The organism is Methanolobus sp. ZRKC4, assembly GCF_045291305.1.
Taxonomy (GTDB): domain Archaea; phylum Halobacteriota; class Methanosarcinia; order Methanosarcinales; family Methanosarcinaceae; genus Methanolobus.
The window spans coordinates 2398312-2417928 of the sequence record NZ_CP146983.1 but is presented as its reverse complement, the minus strand read 5'-3'; the positions used below and the strand labels follow the sequence as shown (position 1 = coordinate 2417928).

The window sequence follows — 19617 nt, the reverse complement described above, 5'->3', positions numbered from 1 at the left end:
AGTAGTATTGGGGTTGGTAATATTGAGTAATATTTCAGGTGACCAAACTGAAGACAAGGATGATACAAGCGGTCTTCCAATTGAGGCGATGAGGGTTGAATACTCTGAATCTGCTTCTGAGAGAAAAGAAGCCTCTTCATTAAACTCTGAAGTCTCAGTTGAAGGCGCAGTTGAGGATATGGATCACGTATTTCCTGCGAAGCACCTCATTGAAGAAAATGATGTGTCTATTGCAGAGGATGAAATAGAACATCAGGATATTGAAGACACAGATGATGAAGATGATCTTTTAGTGACTTTGATGTCTGCGGATGAGGATGACGTTATCGATGAACTTGCAGAACTGATTTTGCCGGATTCAGAGCCTGTGAGTATAGAGAGTTTAAAAAGCAAGCTTGAAGATTTTTATATTCCTTCTTATGAAGATGATGTTCCATATGACAAGGATTCATTCTGGGAGAATATCATTTCAGAGATCTATAAAGAAGAACCTATAAATGATGAATTATTTTTGGACGAGGAAGAAACCGGTTCACTGCTGGATCGTGCCAGTAAACTATTTTCTCGTAACACTCTTGTAATGGAGCCTTATAATATCGTAGAACATGGTCCGATTGTTGATTTTACTATCCCTGCAGATAGTCCGTATAAGGAAGTAGAATTGTACGAGGTGAATCCTCCTTATGCATATGTAAGGATTGCCTATAATCCGGACTCTCACGAATTCCAGTACCAGGCACTTGAGCCCATACTTACGGAGAAAGAAGAGGAACTCCTTGATGCCATCAAACTGAAGTTCGTAGAAACCCTCGATATAAACCTTAAGGAAATATCCAGGGAGAATGCTGAGGCATTTCTTAAAGAAAATGTTGTAAAATATTTGCAGGAATATCGTATAAATATCTCACCACGAAAAAGAGAGCGAATAATGTATCATATTGTTCGTGATTTTGTTGGATATGGTGAAATTGATCTTCTGATGAGGGATGATAATCTTGAGGATATTTCCTGTGATGGTCCGAATACCCCTATTTACATTTATCATAAGGAATACAATTCTATTCCTAGCAGTATAGAGTTTACAAGTGATGATGAACTGGATTCTTTTGCCATAAGGATTGCACAAATATGTGGCAGGCATGTCTCTATAGCAAATCCACTTCTGGATGCTACAATGCCTGACGGCTCACGTATCCAGCTAACTTTGGGCAGGGAAATTACCACACGTGGAAGTACTTTTACTATCAGAAGATTCAAAGATAATCCGATAACCCCTACTAATCTCATTGACTTCCATACATTCTCCACCGCAATGATGGCTTATCTCTGGCTTGCAGTTGAATCCAACAAGAGTCTTATTTTTGCAGGTGGTACGGCGTCAGGAAAGACAACTGCAATGAATGCTGTTTCACTTTTCATTCAGCCAGAAATGAAAATAGTGTCCATAGAGGACACAAGAGAACTTAATCTTTCTCACCCCAACTGGATTCCCGGTGTTACAAGACAGTCTTTTGCAGGTGGTGGAAAAGGTTCTATCGAAATGTATGAGCTGCTGAGGGCATCCCTGAGGCAGAGGCCAGAGTATATTCTTGTGGGTGAGGTTCGAGGAGCTGAGGCTTATGTGTTATTCCAGGCAATGTCTACAGGACACACTACATTCTCTACAATGCATGCAGATTCTGTACAGTCGGTTGTTCACAGGCTGGAAAACCCCCCGATCAATGTTCCAAGGATTATGATCCAGGCACTTGACCTTGTATCTATTCAGGTCCAGGTGAAGGTTGGCGAGGAGCGTGTCAGAAGATGTAAGACGCTGACAGAGATAGTGGGTGTTGACCCACGAACCGGTGAATTGCTTACCAATGATGTATTCTCATGGGATGCTTCAAGGGATATGTTCCAGTATTCGGGAAGGTCCTATGTGGTAGAAAGTGTTATGGAGAGCAGGGGCTGGACTGAGGAAAGAGTGCGTGAAGAGTTGAAACGCCGTCAGGATATTCTGGAGTGGGCCCGTGATAAAAAGATCGTTCACTTCAAGGAATTTGCAAAGATCGTGGTCACATACAACCGTGAACCTGAAAAAATAATGAAAATTATAAGGCAGGAATTGGATGGTTAATTTATATTCGGTTTTAGCTTACAATCTTTTCGGCAAATACTACGAAAAGAAAAGACTTGATTTCTTTGGCCTTCGCCATAGTCTCCTGCGAAACAGAATGGATATGGCTTATGATGTCTACATGTCCTGTGCATTATTGAGTTCTATAATTAGTGCATTCATATCTCTTATTGGTGTTTCTTTACTTTTGCTGGTATTTGGAGTTCCTGAAATAAAGGCTACAAGAATTATGTTTCCCGCATGGGTTGCACCATTTCTGCAATACAAGTCCATCGTACTTGGACTGGTATTTGGAGTTATTTTCACTGCTGTGGTGTTTATAATTGTTTACAAATTGTTCCAGATATATCCTTCTTTAATGGCAGGTGACCGCAAAAGAAGGATTGACATCATGCTTCCTTATGCTGTAAACTACATGTCTGCAATGTCAGGTGCAGGTGTGCAGCCTGTTGAACTTTTCAGGTCTCTTGCAAATAACCCTATTTATGGTGAAGTGTCAACAGAATATCGTTATCTGGTACGTGACCTTGAAGTGCTTGGTACTGATCTTGTAACAGCTATGAAAAACCTTTCACTGACAACTCCTTCTACAATGTTACAGGATTTTCTTCAGGGAGCGATAACCGTTGTAACTTCCGGGGGAGAGCTTGAAACCTATTTCCAGATAAAAACTGAGCAGTACCTTATGGAAAACAGGCAGCGTCAGAAAGAGTTTCTGGAAACTCTGGGACTCCTGGGTGAAACTTATGTAACTGCTTTTGTGGCAGGCCCTCTTTTCCTGATAGTCGTTATATCCATTATGTCAATCATGGGAAATGCAGAAATGATCTACCTTTATATCATAATTTACGCATTGATACCAATTGGCAGCATAATGTACGTTGTAGTTATCAGTATGCTTACTCCGGAGGCATAAAATGAAAATACTTGATATTTTCCAACGGAAATTGGGTTCTAAAGAATTGCTTACAGAGGAAGAACTATCCATAATTGAAGATGATCTGATAGACTTAAAGATGGAGGAAGCAACGAAAAATGTGCTTGTAAAAGACTTCTTCAAGGATCCTCTCAAAACACTTAGCATAAATCCTGAATATACGTTTGTCCTGAGTATCCCTCTGGCATTGGCATTTTTTGCAATTGGGATGGCCGCTACCTGGGGTACGCCAATAATAGATGACGTTATCATTTTCACAGTTCTCATAGCAATAACACCTCCTTCCATTGCTTTTCATAAAAAATACAAAAGGACCAGTACAATTGAGGAGTACCTGCCGACTTTTCTGAGGGACATCTCTGAAATGAGCCGGGCAGGATTAACTCTTCCAAATGCTGTCAATACTATTGCCAAGGGCGAATATGGTGCTCTGACCAAAGAAGTTCAGGGTATGGATTCTGCAATGTCCTGGGGTGTATCTTTCGAAGATTCACTGAGAAGTTTTGCAGTGAGGATATCAACTCCTATTATTGTAAGGTCTGTTTCCCTGATTACGCAGGCAAGCAGGGCTGGAGGGCGTGTTTCATCTGTACTGGAAGCTGCAGCCCGTGATGCAAGGGAAGTGAAGCTGCTTGAACAGGAAAGGCGTGGAAACATGATGGTCTATGTGGTCATCATCTATATGTCATTCTTTGTCTTCCTCTTTGTGATAGCAATGCTGACATCAGCATTCGTACCAACCATGGCAGAAGCCGGTAAAGCCGCTTCAGCAGCAGGAGCAGGCAATCAGTTCATCGGCTCATTTGATCCTGCTCATTACACAAGGCTTATGTTGCATACTGCAGTAATCCAGGGTTTCATGAGTGGGCTTGTTGCAGGTCAGATGGGAGAAGGTTCAGTGTCACTTGGTTTAAAACACTCTATTATATTGACACTGATTGCATGGTTTGTGTTTACTTTCCTGATCTGAAAATAAGAACAGTATGGCTTATTCGATTTTAGAATAAGCCGCCTTTGCTTTTTTACTAATTTCCAGGAACATGTCATTGTTGTGTGAGTCTATCCCAACAACGAGCGGTCCGAAATTATCTACATGTAGTTCCCACACAGCTTCCGGCATCCCTAAGTCCAGCCAATGGACCTTGATTACTTTTTCGATGCTAATGGCGGCCAATGCCGCACAGCCTCCGGTGAATGCAAGGTAGACACACCTGTTTTTCAGTGCTTCTGTGACATTTGCCATGCCACCTTTTCCTATCAATGCAAGTACTTTATGTTTTTCCAGAAGTTGCGGTGTCATCTTTGACATGCGTGCGCTGGTGGTGGGACCTGCTGCTACAACTTCCCATTTTTCTTCTTTATTCTGCATGAGGGGTCCGCAATGGTAAATAACCGCACCTTCTAGATCAAAGGGAACTTCTTTCTTTTCCTCTGCCATTTCCAGGACTCTGGCATGGGCTTCATCTCTGGCTGTGAATATGGTCCCGCTCAGATAAACTACATCACCGGCATTGAGCTTGCTGATATCTTCTTTTTTCAATGGTGTGGTAAGTTTGTACTCCATTATTCATCACTTCCCAGTGTAACAGATGCATGGCGGTTGGCCCAGCACTGGATATTCACCGCCACGGGAAGGGAAGCTGTGTGACAGAATGCTTTCTTCACATGCACTGCAAGGGCGGTGGTATCTCCTCCAAGTCCCATCGGCCCGATTCCAAGGGAATTAATGTCATCAAGCAATTCGCTTTCAAATTTATCCATGTTATCCATATTTTCCAGCAGGGCGGATTTTGCAAGTCTTGCTGCTTTGTCAAATGAACCCCCGATGCCTACACCGACAACGATTGGCGGGCATGGCTTTCCTCCTGCATTCAAGACAGTTTCAAGGATGAATCGCTTAATATCTCCTGTCTCTGTGGGGTTAAGCATTTTTAGAGAACTCATGTTCTCAGAGCCAGCTCCTTTTGGTGCCACAGTGATCCTGATGCTGCTTCCTTCAACCAGTTCGTATTTTATATCAGGGATGCCCATTCCGCTGTTATCTCCGCTATTTCCACGAGTTATCGGGTCTACAGCGTTCGGGCGCAGTGGGATAGATTCAGTTGCTTTCTTCGCACCTTCGAGTATGGCGTCTTCCAGACTGAAATCCAACAAGGCTTTGCGCCCAAGTTCTACAAAGAATATGAGTATGCCTGTGTCCTGACACATGGGAACTCCTCTGGTACTCGCTATCTCTATGTTCTTAAGGATAGCTTCAAGTTGCTCCTTTGCAACAGGGGATGTTTCTTCTGATGCAGCCTTCTGAAGCGAATCTACAACGTCCTGTGGCAGCACGGTCTCTGCCTCTCTTAAAATATCAACAATGGCTGATACAACGGTATCACGTTCTATTGGATTTGACAAAAAAGATCACCTTTGGTGTTGTGCGGGAGAAGGGATTCTAACTCCTGCATGAGTATGTTTAAAGTATTCTATGATTTCGCGGTAATAGACCCTTTTATTATTTATTTTATTCCGATTGCTATTATGAATGAGATTGGGAGAAATAAGCATTTGGATTTTGTGAGCAAAAAATGTATGTAGGTATATGGGTCTCATTTCACCAAGAGGACAACAGGCTTTGATAGGGAGTTTTCGGGGAAGTAGGTGTTGTTACGAATTTCACTTTTTTCTTCAGAGGAATATTACCGAATCATCCAATTTTTCAAAAAGTCTATATTTTATCTCCGAGCTTTGAAATCACATTTTCAAGTTCAGCATATCTATTTTCGACTACTTCAACTAATTCTGTTTTTGCTTTTTGATAAGATTCATCACTCATTCCATCATCTGTGGATTCTAAATAATTATCTAGTGCTGAACGTAATTCAGTTGGCCCTAGATACTTATATCGCTCAATATTCTCCCAAAAAGTTGAATAATCTTTATACCCTTCACGCCCACGGTTTTGACTGTGTAGCTGCAATTTTACAAAAATATATGTATCGTCTTTTTTAGAATATAATGGAGCAACAAGTTTCTCCATTTCTTTATGAAATTGATTAATTTTATTATTTTTTCCAGATTGGATGTCTCTCCGCAAAGGTAAAATAATCGCAACGATAACACCAATAGCAGTTAAGATAACACCAATGGCATTCAAATTTAATTGTCCATTATTGTTTAAGAAGACATCTGCAATATTCATATTTTAACCTCATACCTCGAAGTCAATATGCACCTGGCTTAATTCCAAAACCTACAAATAATCCACCAACCTCTCGATTTCCAATTTTGCCTGGCAATACGTTTCTCCACACATACCACCCATTAAGTTATTGGAATTATACTCCTTAACACTCCTCAATTCCAACCTCTTATAATCTTTTCTATTTCTGTCTAAAGTCTGAAACACTGCAATCCTAAGATTCTCTAAAGGATGGGTGGTAGTCACAAAAAAATCATGGAGATTTTGCAATCGCTCTGCAAAAACTCTGTGTTGGCGGCAATGATGCTGCTTTTGCTAAAACTGTGTTTATTATTATTTGCATATTGATAGCAATCTAACTCATGTGAAAATAATCCAACTTGCAAAATGATGTCAGATTACGACAAAAACATGATCCTAGCAGAGTAAATCAGAAAAGGCTACATATTGAAAATGGTGCGAGAGGGGGGAATCGAACCCACGAATTCCTGCGAAAATGGATCTTGAGTCCATCGCCGTTGACCGCTTGGCTACTCTCGCACAGTGTATTTTGTGTGTTTATCTCTAAGTTTTAGCGGGATATATTGAGCCTACTGCCGTTGACCACTTGTTTACTCCGCATTTGAGATATTAACGATACACCTATTGCTCTATTAATTATAAATCTAACTGTTGTTGGTAGTTTTTATTTGTTCTTCTTAGTATCTAATTAGTAACATATTTACTGAGAACAATTACATATCGATGATGTTAAATATGTTCTTGACAATGAGTTGAGTAATTAATAGAGTATTGCCAATACACCTTTGTGTCATTGGTTTAAGTGGTACTATTTGAATAGAATGCTGGGGGCATTACTATTAGAAGGAGTAGGCTGGATATAACAATTGCTATCTTAAAGTTAGCTGCAGATGGGGCAAAAAAGACCCAAATAGTTTATGGAGCGAACCTGAATTCCACAATTGCAAATAAATATCTTATAAGACTGGAAGAAAAGGAACTCATCGAACAAAAAGGAAATATGTTCATTACAACCGACAAGGGTCGGTCGTATAGGGAAATGGCCAGCGAATTGGATATTCGCTGACCTTAGTTACTTAACATCACTTTGTTATTTGACTGATTATGTCAGTCCAAGCAGTTGTGAATATTTTAGTAACACATTTGCTACGGCAAATGTGACATTGTTCACAAGGCCCACTGGCTCAATCACGATTTCATCATTTTCTTTTGCATCAAGAAATGTTCCCAGTGGATCATTGAAAGTAAGTACATTTTGAACTATCTTTTCGTTCGTTCCTATGATTATTGCTTCACCAATTTCCTCGTTATTATCAATTTCTCCAAAGATGGTAACGCATGCATCTTCAGTAACTGCTTTGATGCATACCTCTTCACCATCGTTTGTCATTATTAGAAGTTTGATAATTTCATTGCCCAAAAGACTTTTAAGAAAAGATGATACCTAGTCTGTATTCTCATTGTATTCATTGACCTTGAGGTTATGGTCACTGACTACATTTGTACTGGCTACTGGTATGAGCACAGTAAGCACTAAACATCAATATGATTATTTGTTTTTATCCACATCCTTCCTAAAGCTTATAATCTAGTTTAATTAATAGTAATTTGTACTTTAATATATTAATTTATGAAGCGCACACTTAATGCAGGAAAACAATTTTTAATGACAAACGCATAAGTGCAAACTCATCGAGGGCTGTTATGAATGGGTGAAATAGTAGTTAGCGATTCTATGAGGGATTATTTTGAGGAGCTTGAATCAAAGCTTCATAGTGAGATCGAAATAGCAAACCGGGCACGTTCAAAAGGCAAGGACCCAAAACCCTCAATAGAAATCCCTCTTGCCAAGGACCTTGCTGACAGGGTGGAAAATCTCATTGGCGTTAAAGGTGTAGCCGAGCAAATACGTAAGTTCGAAGAAACCATGTCTCGTGAGGAGGGAGCCCTCGCAATCGGCAAAGCAGTTGCAGAAGGTGTCGTGGGTGAATTTCCTTCCAAAGCTGCTGCTATTGAGGCTGCTATCCGTGTTTCAGTTGCCATGCTCACAGAAGGTGTGGTTGCTGCTCCCATTGAAGGCATCGACCGAGTGGACCTCGATAAGAATGACGACGGTACCGAATTCATAAGAATTTATTATTCAGGTCCTATACGCAGTGCAGGAGGTACGGCCCAGGCTTTATCCGTGCTAGTGGGTGATTATGTACGGCGTGCTGTGGGTATTGACAGGTATAAGCCCCGCAAAGAGGAAGTTGAAAGATACGTTGAGGAGATTCTCCTCTATAGGCGTGTGGCCACCTTGCAGTACACGCCTACTGAGGCGGAGATCAGACTCATAGTCGAGAATTGTCCCATATGCATTGACGGAGAGCCCACCGAGGCAGAAGAAGTGGAAGGCCACCGTAATCTTGAAAGGGTACCGACCAACAGGATACGTGGAGGGATGGCCCTTGTGCTCGCAGAAGGTCTTGCCCTGAAGGCTCCGAAGGTACAGAAGCATGTGAAGAAACTGGAGATGGATGGCTGGGACTGGCTGAACACACTTATAGCTGGAGCAAAGAGTGGCGATGATGACGATGATGACGGGTTTGTCGGCGTAAAACCAAAAGACAAATACCTGCGTGATCTTATTGCAGGAAGGCCGGTCTTCTCCCACCCCATGCGTCCCGGAGGTTTCAGGCTCAGGTACGGGCGCTCGCGGAACACGTCTTTTGCTGCAGCCGGTATAAGTCCTGCAAGCATGTTCCTTCTGGACAGCTTTATAGTGGCAGGTACCCAGCTAAAAGTAGAGCGTCCCGGAAAAGCGGCAGGTATGGCTCCTGTGGATTCTCTGGAAGGGCCAACGGTGCGGCTGAATTCAGGGGATGTTATAAGGGTAGATGATGAGGAACTTGCTCTTGAAATCTATTCTGAAATAGAGCACATTATAGATATAGGTGAGATTCTCATCAACTATGGAGATTTCCTCGAGAATAACCATCCCTTGGTACCTTCTTCCTACTGTCCCGAATGGTGGGTGCAGGAGTATGAAAAACAAGTTCCGACTGCATCATATTCCCGAAGTGAGCTTGAATTGCCTTCTCAGGAATTTTCACTGGAACTATGTGACAAATATGGTGTTCCTCTACATCCAGCATATACATATCTCTGGCATGATATCACAATTGATGAGTTCGCTACACTTGTCTCGTTCATATCAGAGAACGGTGTCCTTTCTGGTGACGGGACAAGTCTTGAACTTCCATTTGAAAAAAGTACTGAAAATGGCATAAAAATCCTTCTTGAGCATTTGCTTGTCCTGCACAGAATTCATGAGGGAAGGATCATCATTGATGAGCCTCTACCTTTTGTCAGATGTCTGGGTCTTGACAGAGGCCTGAATAAGAAATGGAGTACTGTTGAATCCACAGACACCATAGGATCAGTTAATGAAGTGAGTGGCCTGATCGTACGTGCTCGTGCACCTGTGAGGATTGGTGCAAGGATGGGGCGTCCGGAAAAATCAAATAAGAGAAAGATGACTCCTGCTCCTCATGTATTGTTCCCGATAGGGGATTCTGCCGGAAATACCCGGAAAATGGAAGCGGCTGCAGGTTACATGTCTTCTATGAATGGGAAGGTCGGGCAGATTCGGGTTGAGATCGGTAATCGTGCATGTCCTGCATGTGGAAAGGATACGTTCTGGTATCGGTGTGATTGTGGCGAGTTCACAGTTCCTAAATTATCGTGTCCGCGTTGTGGCATATCGGTGCAAAAAGAGAAATGTCCAAAATGTGGTTCAAAGACCACATGCGTGAAGATGCAGAATATCGATTTCAAAGAGGTCTACCAGAATGCTTTTGAAAACATTGGTGAGAGGGATACTAATATCGAAGTAAAAGGTGTCAAGCGCATGATGTCCGGGACAATGACTCCGGAACCTCTCGAAAAAGGAATCCTGCGGGCGAAACATGACCTTTTTACTTTCAAGGATGGGACTGTCAGGTATGATATGTCCGACATTCCGCTTACACATATCCGTGCCGATGAACTTAGTATCACAGTTGAGAAACTGAAGAAACTTGGGTACAGAGAGGACATATATGGAAATCCTCTGGAAACGGATGATCAGGTAGTCTGCCTTAAAGTACAGGATCTTGTAGTTTCATACGATTGTGGTGAATACCTCCTGCGTACTACCCATTACATAGATGACCTGCTTGTGAAATACTATCATGAGGAGCCTTATTACAAGGCAGAGACAATTGATGATCTTGTAGGTGTAATGCTCATGGGCCTTGCACCGCATACATCAGCAGGTGTCCTTGGAAGACTTGTAGGTTTTACCAAGGCATCAGTGGGTTACGCACATCCTTTCTTCCATGCGGCAAAAAGAAGAAACTGTGATGGTGATGAGGATTGTGTTATGTTGTTGATGGATGGTCTTATCAATTTCTCAAGAGATTACCTGCCTGAAAAAAGAGGTGGGAAAATGGATGCACCACTTGTTCTTACAACACGTATAGATCCAAGTGAGGTTGACAAGGAAGCTCATAATATCGATGTTTGTGATCATTATCCTCTTGAGTTCTACGAGGCAAGCCTAAATTATACAAATCCCAAGGAACTGGAGGGACAAATAGACCTTATAAGCCGCAGGCTTGGAACTCCTGAGCAATATGATCATTTTATGTTCACTCATCATACCAATGATATCGCATCAGGTCCTCTTCACAGTGCCTACAAGACCCTTGGGAGCATGGTGGAGAAGATGGATGCCCAGCTTGCATTGGCAGATAAGATACGTGCGGTGGATGCTTCTGATGTGGCTGAGAGGGTGCTTATATCCCACTTTCTGCCAGACATGTTCGGAAATCTCAGGGCATTCTCCCGTCAGAGTACAAGGTGCCTTAAATGTGCTGCAAAATTCCGCAGGCCGCCTCTTACAGGTGTTTGTCCAAAATGTGGTGGGAGTGTAATACTGACGGTTCATGAAGGGTCTGTAAAAAAATACCTAAAAGTCTCAAAGAAAGTAGCCCATGATTACAATGTTTCGAGCTATACAAAACAAAGAATCGAGATAATTGGGTTGGATATGAAATCCCTTTTTGAGAATGATCGCTCGAAGCAGACAGGGCTAATGGAGTTCATGTAGCCCGTCTACTATTTTCTATTATCTTATTGTGCTTTTCCAATGTTTATTCTTTCATAGGCATTCCAATGGCATTTATCCCATGGATTAGCTCTGTGATTTGCTCTATTTCAAATTCGAGAACCTCTTCTTTTGAATGGCCTATTGACATTTCACCGTCATATGTAAGCATTTCAGGTCCCCTGCGGACAAATCGTGAGATTCCGTCCCTGGAAAGCGCAGTTGTTGCTTCCGAATCATATACGAATGCTCTCCCTGGTATTATGACAGTTTCCTTGACATTTTTCAGGTCTAGTTTATTCAGGTCTTCAATGGTGATGAGGCAACCAATGTCTTTATCGACTGCAACAACATTGACGTCACTCCCAAGTTTTGTGAAGATTTCCTGAAGTCTTTGCTCAGAAGCCCTGCTGGAGAGTATCGTAGCGTCTTTTCTTAGCTCGGGAAGTTTGACAAGGGCTTCCTTTTCATTGCGTATGGCGTATGGGGAGCCGATGAGTGGGTCTTCGAGTGGTGTTCCTGTGATGCGTAGATTATGTTTTGAAGCAGCATCGCGGACGATTTGTGTGAATTCATCTATGCCGTGTGTTTCAATACCTTCCATGACCGGGGCATTGTTAAGTATGAGCCCTTCTTCAGTCTTGTTGGCAAAACGCATTAGTATGGCGCCTTTTGCACCCATTTCTTCCAGATCGTCAAGTGTCTTTTTGAGTTCTTTTCCGTCATTTATTCCCGGTATTAACACAATGGCAGCATAGACGTCACAGCTTGCGCAGAAATCCCTGAGTACTTTAAGTGATGCCTCGGGTTCGGAGTCATTCATGTATTTTCCCCTTATTTCCGGGTTGGTTGAAAAAACAGTAAATGAGACTTCAGTTACACCGTAGCCTATATAGAACTCTGCTTCGTTCCCTTCGCTAAAACCTTTACCGCTGGTGTATCCAAGATGAATAGGATAACCGAACTGGGATAGATTGGCAACCAATGGCATGAGTTCAGGGTAACAGCTGACATCTCCTCCTCCACTGATGGTTATCTTGTCAATGTCTCCTGAACTGAAGTTAATCTTCTGGTAAGTTTCCTGAAACACGAACTGTGCAGGTTTGAAACCTGAATAAGCTTCTCTTACGCCTCTAGTGCAGTAGTCGCAACCTTTCTTGAAAGGAAAACAGTACTTACAACCGAAAGGTGGAACTTCCCTTACCTTTTTGAAATAACAATAGGTACAGAATCCTTTACAGTCAATACCAGGGTTTCCGCCCACATCTGCCGTGATTTCCATAGAACGGATTACTTATTATATAGGTACTTAAAGGTTTGTGGATGACCATTGTATGACTTCTTCCAGATATCATTTTGGTATTTGGTCTGAAATTATATCTTATCTTAAATATAATCTCCTTACATTTTTATTGGATACATACTCAATTATTTTCATTTACTCTTTTTACTTGCGTTTGATGATTGCGAAATTGTTCCAAAATGATGCAAAAGGTTTAAACGTCATCGCTACTTAATACTCCCGAGAATTCCCGCTGGAAAGTTTTACGCACGGAAAATTCGATGTGGTACAGAAATATTACTTATCGTTGACTAAGATGTGCGTATCCAGAATGGGTTATTTCTGTATAGAAACATAGGAGGAAAATATACGTGTCTGATAAAATAGACATTTACGACGACAGAGGTAAACTGTTGGAGAGCGGCGTCGATCTTATGGATATTGCGCCAACAAGAAACGCAGCAATACAAAATATCATTAAAGATACCAAGAGAACCGTTGCTGTCAACCTTGCAGGAATTGAGAAAGCACTCAAGACCGGAGCAATGGGCGGAAAGAAGAAGCAGATCCTTGGTAGAGAACTCGACTATGATATTGTCGGAAACGCAGGCGCAATTCAGGACGCAGTTGCAAAACTTGTAAGTGTAAACGAAGGCGATGACACCAACGTAAAGGAGCTTGGTGGCGGAAAGCAGATGATAGTCCAGGTACCAAGCGTAAGGGCACAGGTAGGTGCTGACTACGTATCCGCAAGTACCGTAACCGGTGCAGCAGTTGTCCAGACAATCATTGACATGTTCAACACCGACATGTTCGATGCACCAATCGTCAAGTCCGCTGTATGGGGAAGCTACCCACAGACAATGGACATGTCCGGTGCAAACATTGCATCCATCCTCAGTATCCCACAGAACAACGAAGGTCTTGGTTACTCCCTGAGGAACATCACCACAAACCACATTGCAGCCATCACCGGCAAGAAAGCAATGAATGCAGCAGCACTTTCATCCATCTTCGAACAGGTAGGTATGTACGAGATGGGTAACGCTGTAGGTCCTTTCGAGAGACACCAGTTACTTGGCCTTGCATACCAGGGTCTTAACGCAGGCAACTTCGTCTACGACATCGTAAAGGAGAACGGTAAGGACGGTACAGTCGGTACTGTTATCCAGTCAACAGTAGACAGAGCTCTTGAAGCAGGCATTATCTCAGTTGACAAGACCGCACCATCCGGATACAACTTCTACAAGGCAAACGATGTTTCAATGTGGAATGCATGCGCAGCAGTAGGTCAGCTTGCAGCAACACTCGTAAACTGTGGTGCAGGCAGGGCAGCTCAGAACGTATCATCAACCATCCTCTACTTCAACGACATGCTTGAGAAGGAAACAGGTCTTCCAGGCTGTGACATGGGTAGGGCACAGGGAACTGCAGTAGGATTCTCATTCTTCAGTCACTCAATCTATGGTGGCGGTGGACCAGGTATCTTCAACGGTAACCACGTTGTAACCAGGCACTCCAGAGGTTTCGCAATCCCTTGTGTATGTGCAGCAGTCTCACTTGACGCAGGCACACAGATGTTCTCAATCGAGAAGACATCAGCACTCGTTGGTAACGTATTTGGATCAATCCCAGAGTTCAAGGAGCCAATCAAAGCAGTGGCAGGAGCTCTCTAAGACACAAAACCCTCCTAAAATATCACAAGGTAATTACAAATGGTCAATTCTTCAGACACAAACTTTGTGCAGCTTGAAATTTATCCTTCAAGATTGCTAAGACCGGAAACAGCCCAGACATTATTGAATGAGATCGCTGAGATCGAAGGTGTAGTCAGGTTGTTTATTCATGGTCCAAGGCTTCCTCAGACTGTTCCATACGGGCCTGCAAAAGGTGAAATCGTGCAGCACCCCGCGAACAAAGTGATCGAGGTTGCAGGTCAGGCCATGGAACTTGCTGTTTGCGTGGGTGGCATCCGCATGGAAGTTATCAACGCTGATGTTAAGGAACAAGTCCGGGAAGTTTGTGAAAAAATCCTTCCTGTTTCATTTGAGTTCAGGGAAGGTCATTTCATTCCGACAAAACAGACAGTGACGGATTACGCAAAACGCGGGCCCGGTGCGGACCCTGTGATGATTGGAATGACTGATCCGAAAGGAAAACTGAAAAATTATCCTGTATGTATCCTGAAATCTGAATCCGAGGATGAATGATCATGTTTGACCGGGAGACACAGGTTGTAGATTGCAGACACGGTATGGGTCTTGGCAGAGGAGGAGGACTTGCACAGCGAGGCACTCTTTCAGAGACTGGAAGATCCGATGTGATTGCAGTTGCCATGAGTCCCGGAAGAAGACATATCACAAAACCCGTCTGTGAACTCACATACGGAATGCGTAGAGAAGAGATTCAGGTCAGTGTGCTTGTGCTTAGCACCGGTTCAGGTGTTCCGGATACCAATATGGGTTCCGGATCTTTTGGCATAAGTCCCGAGGAGATTGCACAGATAAACAGGCACAAGGTTGCTGTTATCCACACAGGGAACATCAGGGAACATGTAGTAAGGAAAGTAAAGGCGATACTTGAAAAAGCCAGTACTCCTGCAGTAGTTGTTTGCCAGACCCCCGTTGATTTCGAGGATTTTGCAATGGCAGGAGTTAAGACAAGGCTTGTAAAGCCACAGGATAGTGATATTTTAACCAAAGGAAGGGTGATGGAAATTGTGAGCGGAATTACACGAGGAGAGTCATGTTCAAGGGAAAAGCTGAACGAACTCGTGAAAGCCGTGAAAACCACAATGAGATCATTAGAGAATCAGGAGTGAATAATTATGGCATATGAACCACAATTTTATCCAGGAGCAACATCCGTTGCAGAAAACAGAAGGAAACACATGTCAGGAAAGGTCGAAAAGCTCAGAGACATTTCCGATGAAGACCTGACATTGGTACTTGGTCACCGTGCACCAGGTAGCGACTACCCAAGCACCCACCCACCACTCGCAGAAATGGGTGAACCAGAATGTTCCATCAGGGAAATCGTAGAAGCAACACCAGGCGCAAAGGCTGGTGACAGGGTAAGGTATGTACAGTTCGTTGACTCAATGTACAACGGCCCATCAACACCATACTTCAGATCCTACGCAGCAGCAATCAACTTCAGAGGTGTCGACCCAGGTACACTCTCCGGTCGTCAGGTAGTTGAAGCTCGTGAGAGAGACATGGAAGAGCTCGCAAAGTTCCAGATTGAGACCGAAATGACCTGTCCAGCACTCGCTGGCCTCAGGGGTGCAACAGTACACGGTCACTCACTCAGGCTTCCTGAAGACGGTGTAATGTTCGACATGCTCGAAAGGGTAAGAAAAGAAGGCGACGTAATCATAATGCACAAGGACCAGGTAGGCAGACCTATCGACAAGAAGGTCAACCTCGGAAAGCCAATGTCCGAAGAAGAAGCAGCAAAGAGGACAACAATTTACCGTGTTGACAATGTCGCATTCAGGGACGATGCTGAAGTCATTGAATGGGTTCAGAGAGTATTCGACCAGAGGACCATCTACGGCTTCAAGCCGGAGAACTGAGGTGATGATAATGGCAGATGACAGACAGAGGAAATTTGCAAAACAGATGGAGATCAAGTTCACTAAAGAACATGGTACCAACAAGATGGAAGGTGGCGAGATCACAGACAAGACTGTAACATACTACAGGCTTGGTGTCGATCAGAACCCCAGAAAATTAGAAATGAAGAAAGCAGGTGCAGAGCTTGCAAAGAAGAGAGGGCTTGTAGGTTACAACCCAATGATGCACTGTGGTGGTATACCACTCGGTCAGAGAGCACTTACACCATCATTCCTTTCAGGAACTGACATGATGGTAGAGATCGATGACCTTCACTACGTCAACAACGCTGCAATGCAGCAGATGTGGGATGACATCAGAAGAACAGTAGTTGTCGGTATTGACATGGCACACGAGACCCTTGAGAAGAGGCTCGGTATCGAAGTCACACCAGAAACAATCAACCACTACCTCGAGACACTCAACCACGCACTTCCTGGTGGAGCAGTCGTTCAGGAGCACATGGTCGAAACCCATCCTGCACTTGTAGATGACTGTTACGTAAAGATCTTCACCGGTGACGACAACCTTGCAGATGAGATCGACAAGCAGTTCCTCATCGACATCAACAAGGAGTTCCCAGAAGAACAGGCAGAGCAGCTCAAAGCATCTATCGGAAAGACAACCTGGCAAGCAGCTCACATCCCAACCATTGTCAGTAGGACCACAGACGGTGCTCAGACAAGCAGGTGGATGGCTATGCAGGTCGGTATGTCATTCATTTCAGCATACAGCATGTGTGCTGGTGAAGCAGCAGTAGCTGACCTTTCATATGCAGCAAAGCACGCTGGTGTTATCTCAATGGGTGAAATGCTCCCAGCAAGGCGTGCACGTGGTCCAAACGAGCCTGGAGGAATTCCATTCGGTCACATGGCTGATATCGTCCAGACAAGCCGCAAGACCCCAGAAAACCCAGCAAACGTTGCTCTTGAAGTAGTCGGTGCAGGATGTATGCTCTACGACCAGATCTGGCTCGGTTCATACATGTCCGGTGGTGTAGGTTTCACACAGTACGCAACAGCAGCATACTGTAACAACATCCTCGATGACAACCTCTACTACAACGTTGACTACATCAACGACAAGTACGATGGTGCAGCAAACACAGGTGTAGACAACAAGGTCAAGGCAAGCCTCGATGTCGTAAAGGACATTGCAACAGAGTCTACGATCTACGGTCTTGAGAACTACGAGAAGTACCCAACAACCCTCGAAGACCACTTCGGTGGATCCCAGAGAGCAACAAGCCTTTCAGCAGCAGCTGGTTCCGCTGTATCCCTGGCAACAGGAAACGGAAACGCTGGTCTGTCCGGCTGGTACCTCTGTATGTACCTCCACAAGGAAGCACACGGACGTCTCGGTTTCTTCGGATACGACCTGCAGGACCAGTGTGGTGCTACAAACGTACTCTCATACCAGTCCGACGAAGGTCTGGCTGTCGAACTGCGTGGACCAAACTATCCAAACTACGCAATGAATGTAGGTCACCAGGGTGGTTACTCCGCAATCACTTCCGCTGCACACGCAGGACGTGGAGATGCATTCGCAGTCAACCCACTCATCAAGGTCTGTTTCGCAGACGACCTCCTGCCATTTGACTTCTCCCAGCCAAGGAAGGAGTTCGGCAGAGGTGCTCTCAAAGAGTTCGAGCCTGCTGGTGAGAGATCACTCATCATCCCAGCAAAATAATTTTAAAACAAGTGTAGGCTTTATGCCTACTACTTACTCTTTTTTGATTTTCTTTCTTCTGACTTTGCTTTCATCTCTGTTTTACTGACTATTTTATTTGGCAATGCTTAAATATTGCAAAGCCATTCGTTTTTACATTATCAATTATTATCTTTGATCTCTGTTTTCCAATAAATACGAGATACACACTGCTATTTATCACGCAAACTCAAAAGATAAAGCACTTGTTCTTTTGGAATCAGCTCTGGTATGGACTCAAACGAACTGGCAAACCTTACATTAGAGGCATTCAAAGAAGATTATGACCCTGAATCCGAAATCAAAATGTTCGATATGAGGGGAAAAAAGGTCTTGAAAAAGAAAGTTGCAAATAAAAATCCATTCGAAGACCTATCCGATCACTGGTTTATGGGGAGGATGACTTTTAGAAAACTACTAATAATTTGAAGAACCTTAAAGGGACTTAAAAAAAGGTGCTATAAAAATGTCTTTTCACGTGATGTTGATTCCCACCCTTGGCTGTCCAGGAAACTGTAGTTATTGCTGGAGTTCCGAGGAAAAATCCCCTATAATGAGCATCGAGACCATAAAAGAAGTAGTTGAATGGCTCAAAAACTTCAGAGATGATTCGGTTACCTTTACTTTCCATGGAGGGGAACCACTCCTGGCAGGCGCGGATTTCTACAAGGAGGCTTTACCAATCCTTGTTGAAGGAGTAAAGCCGAAGAAAGTGGCTTTTGCCATACAGACCAACCTCTGGAAGATGACAGACGAAATAGCTGAAATTTTTGCGGAATATAACATTCCTATCGGTTCAAGTCTCGACGGCCCGAAAAAACTTAATGATTTCCAGAGAGGGGAAGGATATTTCGAAAAAACCATGCGTGGCTACAGGATAGCAAAAGAACACGGACTTTCCGTGAGGTTCATCACCACTTTCACCTCCTATTCTGAAAAATATAGGGATGATATTTTCAATTTTTACTTGGAAAACGGCTGGATTCTCAAGTTCCACCCTGCTCTACCCTCTTTACGCGGTGACGAACCAGAAAAATGGGCTCTTGACCCGGAAGAATACGGCAGACTCCTAATTTACCTCTTGGACAAATACTTGGAAAACATGGACCGGATTGAAGTCATGAACATCGACCACCTTTGTAAGGGCGTATTTGGAGGCAGAGGTGCTGTCTGTACCTTCGTGGACTGTATGGGAGATGTCTTAGCCGTAGGCCCTGATGGAGGCATATATCCCTGCTATCGCTTTGTAGGCATGCCAGAATACGTAATGGGTAATGTCCACGACCATCCAAGCATTGAAGAACTTGCAAAGTCTGATGCCTGGAAGCTCATGTTCGCTTACAAAGAGTACGTGGACCAGCACTGTAAGGACTGTGCCCATATAAAATACTGCAGAGGTGGCTGCCCTTACAATGCCATAACCCCCACAGAAGGGGAAATAAAGGGAGTCGACCCCCATTGTATCTCCTATAAGATGATATTGGACGAAATAACCGAGAGGGTCAATAACGAGATGTTTGGGGGCTCAGGCATGGAAATGGACTTCTTCCAGAACCCGATGAAACCTTCAAAGCCAGGAATAATGTCCCTGATGCTTAAGAAAACATGAGTGGTAT

Annotated in this window: 17 protein-coding genes and 1 tRNA gene; 12 read left to right on the top strand and 6 right to left on the bottom strand. The window is 43.6% G+C overall.

Annotation, left to right across the window (positions count from 1 at the left end):
* The first annotated feature begins 22 nt into the window (after positions 1-22).
* Genes V7O67_RS11845 through V7O67_RS11835 form a run of 3 tightly spaced genes read left to right on the top strand, consistent with a single transcriptional unit; the run spans position 23 to position 4026 of the window.
* Positions 23-2119: a type II/IV secretion system ATPase subunit gene (locus tag V7O67_RS11845; protein WP_406670071.1), complete on the top strand. Its 2097-nt coding sequence runs from the start codon at positions 23-25 to the stop codon at positions 2117-2119.
* Positions 2112-3035 carry a type II secretion system F family protein gene (locus V7O67_RS11840; RefSeq protein WP_406670070.1) on the top strand — a complete coding sequence of 308 codons (924 nt, stop codon included), beginning with the start codon at positions 2112-2114 and terminating at the stop codon, positions 3033-3035. The genes V7O67_RS11845 and V7O67_RS11840 overlap by 8 nt, the downstream gene beginning before the upstream one ends.
* 1 nt (position 3036) lies before the next feature.
* The gene (locus tag V7O67_RS11835; protein ID WP_406670068.1) at positions 3037-4026 is read left to right on the top strand and encodes a type II secretion system F family protein; all 990 of its coding nucleotides are present in this window, start codon (positions 3037-3039) and stop codon (positions 4024-4026) included.
* 18 nt (positions 4027-4044) lie between these two features.
* On the opposite strand, the gene V7O67_RS11830 is transcribed toward V7O67_RS11835, so the two are convergent.
* The 4 genes from V7O67_RS11830 to V7O67_RS11815 all read right to left on the bottom strand — a co-directional run bounded on the left by V7O67_RS11830 (position 4045) and on the right by V7O67_RS11815 (position 6783).
* The gene (locus V7O67_RS11830) at positions 4045-4620 is read right to left on the bottom strand and encodes a FumA C-terminus/TtdB family hydratase beta subunit (protein WP_406670066.1); all 576 of its coding nucleotides are present in this window, start codon (positions 4618-4620) and stop codon (positions 4045-4047) included.
* Positions 4620-5459 (bottom strand): fumarate hydratase, encoded by an 840-nt coding sequence (locus V7O67_RS11825; protein ID WP_406670065.1) that lies wholly within the window; start codon positions 5457-5459, stop codon positions 4620-4622. The genes V7O67_RS11830 and V7O67_RS11825 overlap by 1 nt, the downstream gene beginning before the upstream one ends.
* 310 nt (positions 5460-5769) lie before the next feature.
* The gene (locus tag V7O67_RS11820; protein ID WP_342304647.1) at positions 5770-6243 is read right to left on the bottom strand and encodes a hypothetical protein; all 474 of its coding nucleotides are present in this window, start codon (positions 6241-6243) and stop codon (positions 5770-5772) included.
* A gap of 454 nt (positions 6244-6697) precedes the next feature.
* Positions 6698-6783, bottom strand: a tRNA-Leu gene (locus V7O67_RS11815).
* A gap of 313 nt (positions 6784-7096) precedes the next feature.
* Between V7O67_RS11815 and V7O67_RS11810 the strand changes: the two genes are divergently transcribed.
* Entirely contained in the window at positions 7097-7330 is a 234-nt protein-coding gene (locus V7O67_RS11810; protein ID WP_406671472.1) for a winged helix-turn-helix domain-containing protein, read from the top strand.
* 36 nt (positions 7331-7366) lie between these two features.
* On the opposite strand, the gene V7O67_RS11805 is transcribed toward V7O67_RS11810, so the two are convergent.
* The gene (locus tag V7O67_RS11805; protein WP_406670064.1) at positions 7367-7684 is read right to left on the bottom strand and encodes a hypothetical protein; all 318 of its coding nucleotides are present in this window, start codon (positions 7682-7684) and stop codon (positions 7367-7369) included.
* A gap of 288 nt (positions 7685-7972) precedes the next feature.
* On the opposite strand from V7O67_RS11805, the gene V7O67_RS11800 reads away from it, so the two are divergent.
* Complete coding sequence (locus tag V7O67_RS11800; protein WP_406670063.1) at positions 7973-11398, top strand: DNA polymerase II large subunit; 3426 nt, start codon at positions 7973-7975, stop codon at positions 11396-11398.
* A gap of 43 nt (positions 11399-11441) precedes the next feature.
* Here V7O67_RS11800 and mmp10 read toward each other — a convergent pair whose 3' ends face one another.
* Entirely contained in the window at positions 11442-12677 is a 1236-nt protein-coding gene (gene mmp10, locus V7O67_RS11795; RefSeq protein ID WP_406670062.1) for a methyl coenzyme M reductase-arginine methyltransferase Mmp10, read from the bottom strand.
* A gap of 371 nt (positions 12678-13048) precedes the next feature.
* On the opposite strand from mmp10, the gene mcrB reads away from it, so the two are divergent.
* The 7 genes from mcrB (at position 13049) to V7O67_RS11760 (ending at position 19610) form a co-directional block, all read left to right on the top strand.
* Positions 13049-14353, top strand: a complete 1305-nt coding sequence (gene mcrB, locus V7O67_RS11790; protein WP_406657836.1) for a coenzyme-B sulfoethylthiotransferase subunit beta — start codon at positions 13049-13051, stop codon at positions 14351-14353.
* 39 nt (positions 14354-14392) lie between these two features.
* A complete protein-coding gene (gene mcrD, locus V7O67_RS11785; RefSeq protein WP_406657835.1) occupies positions 14393-14887 on the top strand; it encodes a methyl-coenzyme M reductase operon protein D in 495 nt (164 codons plus the stop codon).
* Positions 14887-15498 (top strand): methyl-coenzyme M reductase I operon protein C, encoded by a 612-nt coding sequence (mcrC, locus tag V7O67_RS11780; protein ID WP_406658336.1) that lies wholly within the window; start codon positions 14887-14889, stop codon positions 15496-15498. Before mcrD ends, mcrC begins: the two co-directional genes overlap by 1 nt.
* A gap of 6 nt (positions 15499-15504) precedes the next feature.
* Positions 15505-16254 (top strand): coenzyme-B sulfoethylthiotransferase subunit gamma, encoded by a 750-nt coding sequence (gene mcrG, locus V7O67_RS11775; protein WP_406657834.1) that lies wholly within the window; start codon positions 15505-15507, stop codon positions 16252-16254.
* Positions 16255-16264: 10 nt separating this feature from the next.
* On the top strand, positions 16265-17983 hold the full coding sequence (mcrA, locus tag V7O67_RS11770) for a coenzyme-B sulfoethylthiotransferase subunit alpha (RefSeq protein WP_406657833.1): 1719 nt from the start codon (positions 16265-16267) through the stop codon (positions 17981-17983).
* 249 nt (positions 17984-18232) lie between these two features.
* Positions 18233-18430, top strand: coding sequence for a hypothetical protein (locus V7O67_RS11765; RefSeq protein ID WP_342304659.1), 198 nt, complete (start codon positions 18233-18235; stop codon positions 18428-18430).
* Between the two features lie 37 nt (positions 18431-18467).
* Positions 18468-19610, top strand: a complete 1143-nt coding sequence (locus V7O67_RS11760; protein WP_406670061.1) for a TIGR04083 family peptide-modifying radical SAM enzyme — start codon at positions 18468-18470, stop codon at positions 19608-19610.
* Positions 19611-19617: the final 7 nt, after the last annotated feature.